Below are 16,025 nucleotides of genomic sequence, written 5' to 3'. Positions count from 1 at the left end.
CCTAGGGCTGCAAGAGAGAGTCACATTGCGACGCAGACCTATTCGCCGGCTCGGGCAGCCGAGCCGGCATTTTTATTCGACGCTGTTTTCCACCACCGCACTGCCATGAAGTCCACCGTTCGACAGCTTGCCTTCCACACCACTGCAGACCGCGACACCGGTGCGCGCGTGACCCGGCTCACGCCCACCGACGTGACCTGCCACCGCAACTATTTCTATCAGAAGTGCTTCACCAATGACGGCCGCAAGCTGGTGTTCGGCGCCGAGTTCGGCCCCGGCACAAGCTGGAACTATCACCTGCTGGACCTCGACACCCAGAGCGCCACGCAGCTGACCGACCAGGCCGGGGAGAACACATTCGGCGGCTTTCTGAGCCCCGATGACAAGCACCTCTACTTCGTGCGCGCCGAGCGCAAGCTGATCCGCCTGAACGTCACCACGCTGGCCGAAGAAGTGGTCTACGTGGTGCCCGACGACTGGGTCGGCTACGGCACCTGGGTGGCCAACTCGGCCTGTACCAAGATGGTGGGCATCGAGATCCGCAAGACCGACTGGTTCCCGCTCTCGGACTGGCAGAAGTTCCGCGACATGTTCTTCGCCAAGCCGCGCTGCCGGATGATCCGCATCGACCTCGCCACCGGTGCGCGCGAAGTCATCCACGAAATCGACGGCTGGCTGGGCCACCCCCAGTACCGTCCCTTCGACGACAACACCGTGGCCTTCTGCCACGAAGGCCCGCACGACCTGATCGACGCGCGCATGTGGTTCTGCAACGAAGACGGAACGAACGTGCGCTGCGGCAAGGAGCACGCCGAAGGCGAGAGCTGCACGCACGAGTTCTGGGTGCCCGATGGCTCGGCCATGATCTACGTGTCGTACCTCAAGGGCCACAAGGAACGCTACATCTGGTCGCTCGACCCGGTGAACCTGAAGACCACGCAGATCACGGCCATGCCGCCGTGCTCGCACCTGATGAGCAACCACGACGGCACGCTGCTCGTGGGCGACGGCTGCGAGACGCCCGCCGATGTGGACGACACCGGCGGCTACCAGGTCAAGAACGACCCGTACCTGCACCTGTTCGATTTGAAGGCCGGCACCGAACGCAGCATCGCCAGGCACGACAGCTCATGGCGTGTCTACAAAGGCAACCGCCAGGTCACGCATCCGCATCCGTCATTCACGCCTGACCAGAAGCAGGTGCTCTACACCTCGGACCACGAGGGCGAGCCCGCGATGTATCTGGCTGATCTTTGAGATTCATCCGGCAGCGCGGCGCGATGAACGCCGCACTGCCGGACAGCCGCAGGCCTGACGCCTCGCGGTGGGGAAAACGCAGCGGCCCTTCGCCGTTATCGACTTTATCCACCTCACGAGGAGACAACATGACATCCAAGACCAAGGCGGGCGTCCGCCTGCATTCCATGTTCGCGGCCGTCGCCATGCTCGGCGGCGCTGTGTCACCGGCTTTCGCGGTCGACTGGCCGAGCGGCTTTTCGAAGTGCGCAGACGAGGGCGAAACCTGCAAGGCAGGAACGACCACGCGCCAGGTGTCGTTCGGCATCAAGGACAAATGGGTCATCAAGAATCTGTCGGGCAACCTCGCCTGCACGGTCGCGACCTTCGGGTCTGACCCGAACCCGGGTGTGACCAAGAAGTGCGCGGTGGGTCCATCTGCACCGGCACCAGCTCCCGCGCCTGCACCGGCTCCCGCCCCGGCCCCCAGTCCTGCACCAGCTCCGGCGCCTGCTCCCGCCCCGGCCCCAGCTCCCGCGCCGGCACCAGCCCCTAGCAGCCAGAGCGCCGGCTTCGCTGGCTCGGTCACCGGTGGCGGCAGCGTCACGGCCAAGACCGTCAGCACCGCGGCCGAGATGCAGGCCGCCATCGACGCCTACACAGGCACCGGCGGCCTGGTCCTTCGTTACAACGGCACCTTCAACTTCGCCTCCATCACCGATTCGTGCGCCCAGTGGCAAAAGCCCGCCGGCGCCGTCGTCGAGATCAAGAACAAGAGCAACGTCACGATCGAAGGGGTTGACGGCTCATCGGCCAACTTCGGGCTGGCCATCAAGGCCGATGCCAAGAACATCATCATCCGCAACATGACGATCGGCCTGCTGCCGGGCTCGATCGACGCCATCGGCATCGAGGGCCAGAGCGGCAAGTTCCCGGGCTACGTGTGGGTCGACCACAACACGCTGTTCAGCAGCACGAAAGAGTGCTCTGGCGCAGGCGACCTGGAGTTCGACGGCCTGATCGACAGCAAGGCCGGTGCTCACCACATCACCTACTCCTACAACCACATCCATGACCACCAGAAGGTCGGCCTGATCGGCTCCAGCGACAGCGACGCCAGCGATCGTTACATCACCTTCCACCACAACGTCTACCAGAACGTCAAATCGCGCCTGCCGCTGCAGCGCGGTGGCTACACCCACCTGTACAACAACCTGTACAGCGGTGTGCTCACCTCGGGCGCCAACATTCGCATGGGCGGCTACTCGCTGATCGAAGCCAACTACTTCGAGAACGCGCAGAACCCCGTCACCTCGCGCGACAGCGACGCCATCGGCTACTGGGAACTGCGCAACAACAACATCAAGGTTCCTGCCGACTTCAAGACCTACGGCATCACCTGGGTGGCCAGCGAGTCGTCGCCAACGCGTGACGCCACCGACTGGGTCAGCACCAGCACCTTCCCGGTGGGCATCCCCTACAGCTACACACCGCACACCCCGGCGTGCGTGAAGCAAGGTCTGGCGGCCGTGGCCGGTGCGGGCAAGGGCTTGGCCAAGCTGAGCTGCAACTGACGGCCTGGGCAGCCCTGGCGGTGTCACGCCGGGGCCCTTGTTCTTCATTGAGTCAGAGGTGCCCGCATCGGGTTCCTCTGAGCGCGGGCGGCATGCGATGCCGCCCGCCGATCACATCCATCAAAGATAGAAGGAAGAAGTGATGCAGACGAATCAAAAGACCTTGGTCGCCAGCGCCGTTGCGGCCTTGCTTTGCGGCGTCGCCGCCCCGGCATTCGCGGTCGACTGGCCGAGCGGTTACTCCAAGTGCGCCGACGAAGGCGGAACCTGCAAGGTCGGGACGAGCACACGCCAGGTGTCGTTCGGCATCAAGGACAAGTGGGTCATCAAGAGCCTGTCGGGCGACGTGGCCTGCACCGTCGCAACCTTCGGGTCTGACCCGAACCCCGGTGTGACCAAGAAGTGCGCCATTGGCCCTGCACCTGCACCAAGCCCAGCACCCGCACCAAGCCCTGCTCCTGCTCCCGCCCCGGCACCGGCACCGGCACCGGCACCGGCACCGGCACCGGCACCGGCACCGGCACCGGCGGCTGACGCCAGCACCGAAGTCGCCCCTGCCAACGGCTGGGCCAGCCAGGGCAGTGGCACAACCGGTGGCTCAGCTGCGGCGTCCAACTACGTCTACAAGGTGAGCTCGCCCACGCAGCTTAAGAACGCACTCAGCCAGGCCGGCACCAACGCCAAGATCATCAAGGTCTACGGCACCATCGACATGGCTTCGGCCGACAACGGCGGTGCCTTCACCAGCACGTCCGACCAAGCCGCGCGCAACCGCATCGAGCTGCCCAGCAACACCACGCTGATCGGCATGGGCTCCACGGCCACGATCGTCAACGCGGCCATCAAGATCAGCAGCGTCAGCAACGTGATCGTGCGCAACCTGACGATCGTGAACCCCTGCGACATCGCGCCTATCTGGGACCCGAACGACGGCTCCGCCGGCAACTGGAACTCCGAGTACGACGGCATCACCGTCGAGGGCTCGAAGAACGTGTGGATCGACCACAACAAGTTCACCGATGCCCCGAAGACCGACGACCTCTTCCCCGTCGAGAACGGCAAGCTCAAGCAGTGCCATGACGGCGCGCTCGACGTGAAGAACGGGTCCGACTACGTGAGCGTCAGCTACAACGTGTTCGACCAGCACGACAAGAACAACCTGATCGGATCGTCCGACAGCAAGACCACCGACGACGGCCACCTCACGGTCACCTTCCACCACAACTACTTCACCAACGTCACCGAGCGCGCCCCACGCGTTCGCTTCGGCCGGGTGCATGTGTTCAGCAACTACTACGAAGGCAGCAAGTCGCATGCGGTCTATGCGCACCAGTACAGCCTGGGCGTGGCCTACAAGGCACAGGTGAAGTCGGAGCAGAACGTGTTCGACATCGCTGGTGCCAGCAGCTGCCCCGACGTGGTGAAGAACCCCGGCTCGTCGAGCAAGACCGGCGCCATCAGCGACACCGGTTCGCTGCTCAACGGCAATCCACTGAACCTGGCGAGCGCGTGCAGCTTCGCCGCGGCGAACTGGACCGTGCCCTACAGCTACAGCCCGACCCCGGCTGCACAGGTCAAGGCGAACGTGGTGCCCGGCGCTGGCCCTGGTCACCTGACGGTGAACTGAGAAGGACCGCCCGCATCATGACGACTATCCAACGCGTTCACCTCCTGTCCAGCGCCGTGGCCGCCGTACTCGGCGGCATGGCCCTGCCGGCCTATGCTGTCGACTGGCCGAGTGGCTTCTCGAAGTGCGCCGACGAAGGCGGCACCTGCAAGGCCGGCACGGCCACGCGGCAGGTGTCGTTCGGGATCAGCAACCAATGGGTGATCAAAAACCTCTCGGGCGACATCGCCTGCACCACCGCCACCTTCGGCAGCGACCCGTACCCCGGCAAGACGAAGAAGTGCGCCGTGGGTCCCACGGTGTCAGCGCCTGCACCAGCCCCAGCCCCAGCCCCAGCCCCAGCGCCCGCGCCCGCGCCCGCGCCCGCGCCGGCACCAGCTCCAGCTCCAGCTCCAGCTCCAGCTCCAGCTCCAGCTCCAGCTCCAGCGCCCGCACCAGCTGGCCAGGCCTGCGCCTCGCCCAGCATGCCCCCCGGCGTGGTGGATGCGGCCACGTTGACGGCCGGTCTGCCGACCACGCAGATCAACGCGCTGGCGGGTGTGCGCACCTACAGCGCGGCGGTGGCGATCGACGGCAAGCACGACCCGTCGAACTACCGCGCGGCGCCGGCACTGCCCGCCTGGCAGTTCGCCAACGGCGACCCCACCGGCGGCGCGCTGGGCTTCGAGTGCGAGACCGCGCCCGCCAACGGCTGGCACGGCTTTGCACGCAATGGCTCCGCGCACAAGCCGGTGCTGGTGACCGGCGGTGTGAACGCGGCGAAGAGCCGCGTCTACACCGTGTTCAACAAGGAGCAGCTGCTGGCCGCCGTCAATGCGGCGCGCAACGAGCCGAAGATCATCCGCATCGTCGGCCACATCGACTTCCGCTGGGACAGCGGCAGCTTCCGCGAATACACCGGCTTCCTCGACCAGAAGCAGGGCGGCTCGCTGCAGATCCCGTCGAACACCACGCTGGTGGGCATCAACGTGAACGGCCAGCCAGCGCGGTTGACGGGCACGCAGGTGCTGGTCGGCGCAGAGCTGCCACTGGCCGCAGGCGGTGACCCGGAGGCTGACTTCAAGGCCTGGGTGGCGGCGGGCAAGGACCCCGAGGCCTACCCGACCTGGACACGCAACGTCATCATCCGCAACCTGCAGATCGACACGCCCTGGGACGTGAACCCCGAGGACTCAGGCAACGCCTACATGGATGGCGTCACCATCTCGCGCGCCCAGCAGGTGTGGATCGACCACGTGAGCGTGACCGACGGCGACACGCCCGACTCGCTGGCCAGCGACACCCGGCATGACGGCGGGCTCGACATCGTGCGCGGCTCCGACTACGTGACCGTGGCGAACAGCCGCTTCGCCAAGCACCACAAGCTCACGCTGGTGGGCAACGGCGACTCGGGCCGCGCGTGGAGCGATGCAGGGCGCCTGCATGTCACCTTCACCGGCAACTGGTGGGACAGCATCGGCTCGCGCCAGCCGCTGGCGCGCTTCGGGCAGGTGCATCTCTACAACAACCTCGTCACTGGCAGCACCTCGACCAACGACGCGGACGTGAAGTTCGGCTCCGCACTCAATGTGCGTTACCAGGCCGACGTGATCTCGGAGAGCAACTTCTACGACTTCGTCGGGCTCAAGCCCGCGGAGGTGTGCGGCAAGTTGGCCGACGGCAAGACGGCGACCAGCTTCCGCAGTTCGGGCCACCGCTTCATCAGTGACAAGGGCGACGACGGCAAGCCGATGACGGCGGTGATCAGCGTCGAGCTGCAAGGCTGCTCGAGCCTGCCGGTCAAGCAGCTGTGGACGCCACCGTACGGCTACTCGCTGCAGCCCGCCGACAACCTGCGCAGCGCGACCCGCACCACGGCCGGGCCCGGCAAGTTGTGAACCGAGGGGCCGCGAGGCCCCGCAAAGACCAACCCGTGAGGCCTGACGCCTCGCGGTGGACATCCAAGGCGCCGTGCCACCTCTGTGACACGAGCGCCTCCTCCACCCGATGAGGAGACAACCATGAACAGAACTTCCACGCTCACCCTCTTGATGGCCCTCGTGGCCGGTACCGTCGCCTGTGGCGGCGGCGATGACGAGGTGCCGGCCCCGGCACCCGCCACCGCACCTGTACCTCCTTCACCCCCGCCACCGCCGGCTCCAGCCCCCGCACCAGCCAGCACCGCGACCCGCCCGCAGCTCGACGACACGAAGGCGCTCGACTACACCGTGGACAAGTACCTGGCCCAGGCCGGCGTGCTGACAGGTGCGAATGGTGCCGGCCTCACCACCGACAACTGGACACCTCTGGCCATCGGCGACGTGGCCAGCCTCACCGCCACCTACACCGTCGCGGCCGATGGCAGCGGCACCCACACCACCGTGCAGGCCGCGATCGACGCAGTGCCCGCGCTGAGTGCCAGCACCACGCGCGTCTACATCAACGTGAAGCCCGGCACCTACCGCGAGCTGGTCTGCGCCAAGGACAAGGCCCCGATCACGCTGTACAGCAGCGCGGCCGATGCGAGCCAGGTGCTCATCGTCAACGGCAACTACAACGGCAAGGCCAAGACCGCCAACGTCGACTCGGCCAACCCTTGCAACCCCAGCCTGTCGAGTGCCACCTACGGCACCAGCGGCAGCGCCTCGGTGGCGGTCTACAGCGACAACTTCCACGCCAAGAACATCAGCTTCGCGAACGACGCGATGAAGGACGTCGTCAACGGCGTCGGCTACCCCACGGGCGCCACCGGCTCCGGTGGTGCACAGGCCGTGGCGCTGATGACCCAGGGTGACAAGCTGGTGTTCGAGAACGTGCGCGTTCTAGGCAACCAGGATTCGCTGTACGTGAAGTCGCCGAACGTCACCACCGTGTCGCGGGTGTACTTCAAGAACAGTCTCGTCCAGGGCGACACCGACTTCATCTTCGGCCGCGGCGTGCTCGTGCTCGACAGCTGCACGATCCGCTACCTCAGCAGCCGCTTGCCGGTAGGCGCGGCGACCACGATGCTGGCCCCCAGCACTTCGCCGAACAGCAACTACGGCATCCTGGTGATCAACAGCGCACTCACCGCCGACAGCGCCGCCACCGCCAACGTCACCTACCTCGGCCGCGCCTGGGACGAAGGCGTCACCAGCGGCAGCTACGTGGCCGGCACCTCGCCCAACGGGCAGGCCTTGATCCGCAACAGCACGCTCTCTGCGCACATCCGCAAGGTCGACCCGTGGGGAAGCTCGACCTCGGGCCGTGTCTACAACGACACCGGCAACCGCTTCAGCGAGCACCGCAATACCGAGGTGACACCATGAGCCGCGCACGCATCGCTCTGCTGGCCGCTTCGGTCGCACTGTTCGCCTGCGGCGGTGGCGGTGACGACGCTCCCGCGCCGACGCCGGCCGCCCCCACGCCGCCTGCGCCCGCACCGACGCCGGTGGCGCCCGGCTCGCTCGGAGCTACGGGGTGGGCCACGGTCAACCCCGACGGTTCCGCATTCGTGGTGACGGGTGGTGACACCGCTGACGCCGCGCATACCTACACCGTGACCAACCGCGCACAGCTGATTGCAGCGCTGTACGGCTCGGCCTCGGCTGACCCGAGCACGGCTGCGCCGGACAACACGCCGAAGCGCATCCTGATCCAGGGCACGGTGGACTTGAACGTGAGCGACGCCAACGTCGCGATGGCGCCCGAGGACTACATGAAGGCCTGCACCACGCCCTACACCACGGTCGCGGCGTTCTGGGTCGACTACAAGACCACGTACGAGCCGCAGGCCTGGCTGAAGCAATCGCTGGAGAGCGACAACAAACCGCCGGCGCTACCCACCAGCTTGAGCGGCGGCGGGTTGTCTCTCGAAGGCCAGCGTGCCTGCTTCTCGCAAACCCAGGGCAAGCGTGTGGTGCTGCGCGTGGGCTCCAACACCTCCATCCTCGGGCTGGGTGCCGACGCGAAGATCGTGCGCGGCAACCTGCGCGTGGGCGACATGGCGGTCGGCAGCACGAAAGACGCCAATGGCTACGCGGTGCTGAGCCGCAACATGCCGGCGCGCAACGTGGTGATCCGCAACATCGGGTTCGAGGATTCGTACGACTACTTCCCGGCCTGGGACCCGAAGGACTCGTTCAGCATCACCAGCAGCGAGTTCGGCACCGGCTTGTGCGCCAAGGTCTACAACGCCACCACCGATGCGGGCCCGCACCAGTGCCCGTCGCGCAAGGGCGGGCGCTGGAACTCGGAGTACGACCTGATCTCGGTGCTCAACGCCACGCAGGTCTGGATCGATCACAACAGCTTCAGTGACGGCGACCGGCCCGACAAGCTCGACCCACCGGTGCCCGAATGGGCCGCTCCTTTCAACGAGCGCGAGCAGAAGGTGCAGCACCATGACGGCGCGGTCGACGTGACGCTGCTGGGCACGCAGGTCACGCTGTCGTACAACCACTTCCGGAACCACGACAAGACCAACCTGCTGGGCGGCACCGACACGGCAGCGGCCTACAGCGACGGCACGCAGGTCGTGGCGCGCTCGGGGCCGGACAAGATGGCGGTCACCTTCCACCACAACCGTTTCGAGAACATCGTGCAGCGGCAGCCGCGCGTGCGCTTCGGCAAGGTCCACGTCTACAACAACCTGTACCAGGGCCAGCTGAAGCCGACGGACACCAGCGTGGCCGCACCCGACTATGCGTGGTCGGTGGCGTGGACGCTCGGCACCGCGTCCAAGCTCTACGTCGAAGCCAATGTGCTCGAAGTGGCGCCCGGCGCGGTGGGCGACACCCTGCCCACCGCGGCCAAGCTAACCTTTGGCGATAGCCTCTCGTCCAGCACCTCCAACCGCGACAAGTGCAGCGCCGTGGCGCCGGGTGCCGCATACGCGGCGGGCGACTGCGAGACTTACTTCTACGCCAGCGGCACGCTGCTCAACGGCGCGCTGGTGCCCGAAGGCAGCCTGCTGGCGGCAGCGCAAGCCAAGGCCAGCAGCAGCACGGTGGCGGTGAAGGCGCTGGATGCGAGCTACTGGGTGCCATCGGCCAGTTACGGCTACACCGCGCAGGCGGGGGACAACGTGAAGGCCGAGGTCGTCAGCCAGGCCGGGGCGGGGAAGCTGTGATGAACAAGGCCTGGATGGGGGCGCTCGCGCTGCTGCTGGCCGCCTGCTCTGCCACTCGACCGCCGGCCCCAGCAGTGTCAAGCGGCCGTGACATCAGCCGCGAGGTGCTGGCGGCGAACGATGGCTGGGCGGCGGCCGGCCCCGGCACGCGCGGCGGCGCCGACGCCGCGCCGGCTCAGGTGTTCGAGGTGCGCGACCGCAACGAGCTGGCCAAGGCTTTCGCGGCGGGCGACGTGCCCAAGGTCGTTCGCGTGCGTGGGCGCATCGACCTGAGCGTGGACGACGCGAACAAGCCGCTCGCCTTCAACGACTACCGCGATCCGGCCTTCGACTTCGAGGCCTACCTGAAGGCCTACGACCCCGCCATCTGGGGCAAGAAGCCGCTCACCGGGCCGCTGGAAGAAGCGCGACAGCGGTCGTCGAAGAAGCAGGCCGAACGGGTTGTGTTGCGTGTGCCGTCTAACACGACACTGGTGGGGCTGGGTGTCGACGCCCGCATCGAGAACGGCTCGCTGTTTCTCGACAAGGTCAGCAACATCATCATCCGCAACCTGCACTTCGCCGACGCCTACGACTTCTTCCCAGCGTGGGACCCGAAAGACAACGCCAACGGCGAGTGGAACTCGGAGTACGACAACGTCACGCTGCGTGGCGCGACGAACGTGTGGGTCGACCACTGCAGCTTCACCGATGGCAAGCGCCCCGACCACACCGCGCGCATTGCGCTCGGCCGGCCGATGCAGCACCACGATGGCTTTCTGGACATCACCCAGCAGAGCAACTTCGTGACGGTGTCGTTCAACCACTTCCAGAACCACGACAAGACCAACCTGGTCGGCTCCAGCGACAGCCAGAAGCTCGACGACGGCAAGCTCAAGGTCACCTTCCACCACAACTTTTGGGAAAACACCAAGGAGCGTGCGCCGCGGGTCCGCTATGGCGAGGTTCATGTCTACAACAACCTCTACGCGGGAGGCAACGGCGGGCCGCAGCAACCCTACGGCTATTCGATCGGCGTGGGGTTCAGCTCGCATGTGTTCAGCGAGCACAACGTGTGGGAAACGTCGGCCGATGTTCGCGGCGAGCAACTCGCCAAGTTGTGGAAGGGCACAGCATTCTTCGATCGCGGCAGCCTGCACAACGGCCGGCCGGTGGACTTGTTTGCTGCCCTGAAAGGCGCGAACCCGAGCGTCACCCTCAGCCCCGACGTGGGCTGGACACCGACCCTGCACGGCCCCGTGCAAGGTGCCGATCAAGTGGCGAGTGAAGTGCGCCGATCGGCTGGAGCCGGGCGTCTCTAGGACCTCAGCTGATCGATACGCGCTCCCTGCCGCCTCGACTTCGCCGGACGCACGCGTGGTGTCGCCGGCATGTCGCCCGACCGCGCGGTGTGTGGGCGCTGGCCGGCCCGGTGGCCGTGCAGGAGTTGGCGCTGGTGCTGACCGGCGCGGTGGTGATGCTGCTGGCCGCTCACCTCGGGCCGGCCTCCGTCGCTGCGATCGGAATGATCGACGCACTGGGCTACCTGCTCCATGCGTTGTTCGGCGGGCTGGCCGTGGGGGCCACGGTGACGGTGGCGCATTGCCTGGGGGCAGGGCGCGTCCACGATCTGCGCTCGGTGGCTGCGAGTGCCTTGCTGCTGGCGACGGCATTTGGCGTCGGGTTGGCGTTGCTTCTCTGGGTGACCCGTTCAGCGTGGATCGCGCTGTTCATGCCCGGCGCGGCGGCCGAGGTCACGGCCCAGGCCGACCTGTATTTCCGCTGGCTCATCGTGGCCGACCTGCCCACTGCATTGGTGGTGGTGGGCTGCGGTGTGTTGCGTGGCATGGCCCGCACCGATGCGGCAATGCGCGTGCAGGTCGCGATGAACGTTTTGCAGGTGCTGCTGGCGGCGCTGTTCATGCGCGGTGCGCAGGGCAGCGTGGGCGGCACCGGGGCAGCGCTGCTGTGCGCGCGCGGTGCCGGCGCTGGGCTGGCGCTGCTCGCCCTGTGGTCCACGCTGCGCGATCGGCCCGCCGGTGGGCGGCTCGTTCAGGGGCAGTTCATGCAAGCCATGCTCCGCGTGGGTTGGCCCACGGCGCTGGAGCAGTCCTTCTTTCACGTCGGCAAGCTGATCACGCAAACCATGGTGGTGAGCCTGGGCACGACGTCCATGGCGGCCAACTTCATCGCTTTCTCGGTGGGCGCGTTGCTCAACGTGCCGGGTTCGGCGCTCGGCGTGGCCGCCACCACGCTGGTAGGCATGCGCCTGGGGGGAGGTCATGCGCAGGCCGCGCGCCTCACGCTGCGGCGCCTGGTGCGCAGTGCCAGCGGGGCGCTCACGTTGCTGGGCTTGCTGATGCTGCCGTTGTCTTGGTGGCTGGCGGGTCTGTATGGCAACGACCCCGCTGTCACGAACCTTGCTGCCTGGCTGATTGCGCTGAACTGCCTCTGCATGCCGATGTGGGGCGGCTCCTTCGTGCTGCCGGCGGGCCTTCGCGGGGCGGGCGATACGCGCTACCCCTTGGCCGTGGCCACCGCCACGATGTGGGGCTGCCGGGTGGTGCTGGGCTACTTGCTCGGCATCGCGCTGGGCCTCGGGGTGGTTGGCGTGTGGCTGGGCATGTTCTGCGACTGGCTGGTCCGGGGCTGGCTGTTCCGGCGCCGGATGCGGACTTTGGTCTGGACACGGCACCGCTTATTGGGCTAAAAATAGTTTGTTGAGCTAAGTAAAGCTGACAGTAGGCTTATAAGAAACGTGCACAATTGCTTACTGAAACACCATACCGCTTTTATCAAAACGTCTCATGGATGATGATCTGAACGATGCCCGGCAGCCAGAATCGGTGGCTGCGGTCCTGAAGGTGTTTGCCATCTTGCAGTCGCTCGCCGACCGCAGCGAGACCGGCGTGTCCGAGCTCTCGATGCGCTTGGCCATGCCCAAGGCGACTGTCTACCGCTTTCTGCAAACCATGCGCAGCCTGGGCTATGTGCGCCAGGAAGCCGATAGCGAACGCTATGGGCTCACGATGAAGGTGTTCGAGCTCGGCACCAAGGCGCTGCAGTACCCGGACCTGATCGAACTCGCCAAGCCGCACATGCAGGAGTTGTCGGACAAGACCGGCGAAACCATCCACCTGGGCATGCTGATCGACAGCGAGATCATCTACGTGCACAAGGTCGACTCGCGCCACGTGCTGGGCATGTATTCCAAGGTCGGCCGCCGCGCGCCCATCCACTGCACCGCCATCGGCAAGGTGCTGCTGGCTTGGGAAAGCGACCAGTTCCGCGACTCCGTGCTGGCCGGTGCCACGTTTGAGAAGTTTCGCGAGAAGACCATCACCAACAAGGCCGACTTCATTGCCGAGCTGGAGCGCACCAAGGCCCAGGGCTTTGGCCAGGACCGCGAAGAATTCGACGACCACATCCGCTGTGTCGGCCTGCCGATCTTCGACCGCCACAACCAGGCGGTGGCGGGGCTCAGCATCTCGTTCCCGACCTTCCGCTACGACCCCTCGCGCGAACCCGAGATCGTGACGATGTTGCTCGACGCCACGCGCGCCATCTCGAAGCAGATGGGTTGCACGCAGTTCCCGATCGACGGCCCCGCGGTGGCGAACGCCCGCCGCTGAGCGCCGCGGCGTCGGTGAGCGGCCGCTCACCGACGGGCCGATCGCCTTTCCTTTGTCTTGCGCGGGTCATTGCGGTTGCGCCGGTTCGGGCGAGGTTGTACGATGACATACAACTAAGTGCGCCGTCCCGGCCGACCAAGGAGACCCGATGAATGTGAAGACCCTGGCAGCCGCTGCGCTGCTTGCCGCCTCGTCCCTCGCTGCCCACGGCCAGTCGGACAAACCCATTCACCTCATCGTGCCGTACCCGCCGGGCGGGTCGTCGGACATCATTGCCCGCGCCATCAGCCAGCCGCTGGGCGAGGCGTTCAAGCAGACGGTCATCGTCGAGAACAAGCCCGGCGCCAACGGCAACACCGGCACCGACTACGTGGCCAAGGCCGCACCCGACGGCCTCACCATCCTGCTGTGCGACGTGGGCGCGCTGGCCATCTCGCCGTCGGTCTACGCCAAGCTGCCCTTCAATCCGTCGAAGGACCTGAAGGGCGTGGGCATGCTGGCCTACTCGCCGCACCTGCTGGTGGTGCACCCCTCGGTGCCGGCCAACAACCTGAAGGAACTGGTCGCGCTGTCGCAGAAGAACGAACTCAACTTCGCCGTCACCGCGATGGGCAGTGCGCCGCACCTGGCCGGCGTGGCGGTCGAGAAGGCAACGAAAGCGAAGTGGCAGTACATCCCCTACAAGGGCGGCTCGCTGGCGGTGGCTGACACCGTGGCCGGGCAGACGCAGGTGGTGATGAACGGCATGCTGGCCACGCTGCCCTTCGTGCAGTCGGGCAAGCTGAAGGTGCTGGGCGTCTCGAAGAGCACCCGCGTGCCGCTGCTGCCTAATGTGCCGACGATCGCCGAGCAAGGCATCCCGGGCTTCGAGTCGGGTACCTGGCAGGGCGTGCTCGTGCCGGCCGCGACGCCGCCCGCGGTGATTGCCAAGCTGTCCCAGGAACTGACGCGCATCATCCACTCACCCGAGGTGCGGTCGCGCTTGTCGGCGCAAGGTGCCGAGGTGTCGACGCTGACGCCGGCCGAGTTCGGGCCCTTCTTCGAGCGCGAGCGCGCGAAGTGGGCCAAAGTGGTGGCCGACGGCAACATCAAGCTCGACTGAAGCCCACCTTTCCAAATCTGACGGAGGAGACTGCGATGAGAGAGAACCGCTTGCGCACGATGTGGAAGGCCGGTGAGGCCGCCCTCAATGGATGGCTTGCCATCCCCAACAGCTTTTCGGCCGAGACCATGGCCCACCAGGGCTGGGACACGCTGACCATCGACCTGCAACACGGCGTGGTCGATTACCAGGCCATGGTCACGATGCTGCAGGCCATCTCCACCACGCCCACGGTGCCGGTGGTGCGCGTGCCCTGGCTCGAGCCGGGCATCCTGATGAAGACGCTCGACGCGGGCGCCTACGGCGTCATCTGCCCGATGGTCAACACCCGTGAAGACGCGCAGAAGCTGGTGGCGTACACGCACTACGCGCCGATGGGCACGCGCAGCTTCGGCCCGGTGCGCGCGCTGCTCTACGGCGGCGCCGACTACCCGACGCATGCCAACGAGACCATCGTCACCTTCGCGATGATCGAGACGGCCAAGGCGCTCGACAACCTCGACGACATCCTCTCCGTCGAAGGGCTGGACGCGATCTACATCGGCCCGTCGGACCTGTCGCTCGCGCTCGGCTGCACGCCGACCTTCGACGACGTGGACCCGAAAGCCGCCGAGGCGATCGACCACATCCTCGAGCGCGCCAAGGCGCACGGCGTGGTGGCAGGCATCCACAACGGCACGCCCGAGGCGGCGCTGAAGCGCATCGCCAAGGGCTTCCAGTTCGTGACGGTCGGCTCCGACGCACGGCTGATGGCTGCCGGCGCGCAGCAGGTCGTCAGCAAGATGCGCACGGGCAGGGCGGCAGCGCCGTCGAACTCGGGCTCCTACTGATTCAAGGCAAGGAACGAACATGAAAATCGGATTCATCGGTCTGGGCATCATGGGCACGCCGATGTGCGGCCACCTGATCGCGGCAGGGCACGAACTCTTCATCCACACCCGCAAGCAAGCGCCGGCCGAGATCGCAGGCAAGGCCACGGCCTGCCCGAACGCTGCCGCGGTGGCGCAGGCCGCCGAGATCGTCTTCCTGATGCTGCCCGACACGCCCGACGTGGAGTCGGTGCTGTTCGCCAAGGGCGGCGTGGCCGAGGGTTTAGGCAAAGGCAAGACGGTCGTCGACATGAGCTCCATCTCGCCGATGGAGACCAAGGCTTTCGCCAAGAAGATCAACGACCTGGGTTGCGACTACCTCGACGCGCCGGTATCGGGTGGCGAGGTTGGCGCCAAAGCCGCGTCGCTCACCATCATGGTCGGCGGCCCCGAGGCCGTGTTCGAACGCGTGAAGCCGCTGTTCGAGAAGATGGGCAAGAACATCACGCTCGTCGGTGGCAACGGCGACGGCCAGACCTGCAAGGTGGCCAACCAGATCATCGTGGCGCTCAATATCGCAGCCGTCGGCGAAGCCTTGCTGTTCGCATCGAAGGCAGGCGCTGACCCGGCCAAGGTGCGCCAAGCCCTGATGGGCGGCTTTGCCGCGAGCCGCATTCTCGAAGTGCATGGCGAACGCATGATCAAGCGCACCTTTGCGCCGGGCTTCCGCATCGCCTTGCACCAGAAGGACCTGAACCTGGCGTTGCAAGGCGCGCGCACGCTGGGTGTGGCGCTTCCGCAGACCGCGAGCGCTGCGCAGCTGATGCAAACCTGCGCGGCAAACGGCGGTGGGCAGTTGGACCACTCGTCGCTGGTCAAGGCACTCGAACTGATGGCGCATCACACGGTGATGCCTGACGCCGCCAGCTGATTCAACCGCCGATCTTTTGCGGTTCAACGGCGAGTAAGCGACGAGC

The 16,025-nt window shown here is 66.3% G+C and carries 12 protein-coding genes; all 12 read left to right on the top strand.

Annotated elements, in window-relative coordinates; genetic code table 11:
• Positions 1 to 105: 105 nt before the first annotated feature.
• The 12 genes from AC1DYS_RS31170 to glxR all read left to right on the top strand — a co-directional run bounded on the left by AC1DYS_RS31170 (position 106) and on the right by glxR (position 15,979).
• Entirely contained in the window at positions 106 to 1,257 is a 1,152-nt protein-coding gene (locus tag AC1DYS_RS31170) for an oligogalacturonate lyase family protein (protein ID WP_477905820.1), read from the top strand.
• A gap of 128 nt (positions 1,258 to 1,385) precedes the next feature.
• A complete protein-coding gene (locus tag AC1DYS_RS31165; protein WP_477905818.1) occupies positions 1,386 to 2,810 on the top strand; it encodes a pectate lyase family protein in 1,425 nt (474 codons plus the stop codon).
• Positions 2,811 to 2,952: 142 nt separating this feature from the next.
• The gene (locus tag AC1DYS_RS31160; RefSeq protein ID WP_477905816.1) at positions 2,953 to 4,437 is read left to right on the top strand and encodes a pectate lyase family protein; all 1,485 of its coding nucleotides are present in this window, start codon (positions 2,953 to 2,955) and stop codon (positions 4,435 to 4,437) included.
• Positions 4,438 to 4,454: 17 nt separating this feature from the next.
• Positions 4,455 to 6,314 carry a pectate lyase family protein gene (locus AC1DYS_RS31155; RefSeq protein ID WP_477905815.1) on the top strand — a complete coding sequence of 620 codons (1,860 nt, stop codon included), beginning with the start codon at positions 4,455 to 4,457 and terminating at the stop codon, positions 6,312 to 6,314.
• A 123-nt stretch (positions 6,315 to 6,437) separates the two neighbouring features.
• A complete protein-coding gene (locus tag AC1DYS_RS31150; protein WP_477905814.1) occupies positions 6,438 to 7,724 on the top strand; it encodes a pectinesterase family protein in 1,287 nt (428 codons plus the stop codon).
• On the top strand, positions 7,721 to 9,526 hold the full coding sequence (locus AC1DYS_RS31145; protein ID WP_477905812.1) for a pectate lyase family protein: 1,806 nt from the start codon (positions 7,721 to 7,723) through the stop codon (positions 9,524 to 9,526). The genes AC1DYS_RS31150 and AC1DYS_RS31145 overlap by 4 nt, the downstream gene beginning before the upstream one ends.
• On the top strand, positions 9,526 to 10,827 hold the full coding sequence (locus tag AC1DYS_RS31140; protein WP_477905810.1) for a pectate lyase family protein: 1,302 nt from the start codon (positions 9,526 to 9,528) through the stop codon (positions 10,825 to 10,827). Before AC1DYS_RS31145 ends, AC1DYS_RS31140 begins: the two co-directional genes overlap by 1 nt.
• A gap of 89 nt (positions 10,828 to 10,916) precedes the next feature.
• Positions 10,917 to 12,215 carry an MATE family efflux transporter gene (locus AC1DYS_RS31135; RefSeq protein WP_477905807.1) on the top strand — a complete coding sequence of 433 codons (1,299 nt, stop codon included), beginning with the start codon at positions 10,917 to 10,919 and terminating at the stop codon, positions 12,213 to 12,215.
• Positions 12,216 to 12,312: 97 nt separating this feature from the next.
• Complete coding sequence (gene kdgR / locus AC1DYS_RS31130) at positions 12,313 to 13,137, top strand: DNA-binding transcriptional regulator KdgR (RefSeq protein WP_052197769.1); 825 nt, start codon at positions 12,313 to 12,315, stop codon at positions 13,135 to 13,137.
• Between the two features lie 148 nt (positions 13,138 to 13,285).
• Positions 13,286 to 14,239: a Bug family tripartite tricarboxylate transporter substrate binding protein gene (locus tag AC1DYS_RS31125; protein ID WP_477905805.1), complete on the top strand. Its 954-nt coding sequence runs from the start codon at positions 13,286 to 13,288 to the stop codon at positions 14,237 to 14,239.
• 35 nt (positions 14,240 to 14,274) lie between these two features.
• Positions 14,275 to 15,069 (top strand): HpcH/HpaI aldolase family protein, encoded by a 795-nt coding sequence (locus AC1DYS_RS31120; protein WP_477905802.1) that lies wholly within the window; start codon positions 14,275 to 14,277, stop codon positions 15,067 to 15,069.
• Between the two features lie 19 nt (positions 15,070 to 15,088).
• Positions 15,089 to 15,979, top strand: a complete 891-nt coding sequence (glxR, locus tag AC1DYS_RS31115) for a 2-hydroxy-3-oxopropionate reductase (protein ID WP_477905800.1) — start codon at positions 15,089 to 15,091, stop codon at positions 15,977 to 15,979.
• Positions 15,980 to 16,025: the final 46 nt, after the last annotated feature.

Source organism: Rhizobacter sp. P2_G4 (genome assembly GCF_056403575.1).
The sequence above is the reverse complement of the archived record's forward strand: the minus strand, read 5'-3'. Positions and strand labels throughout refer to the sequence as shown.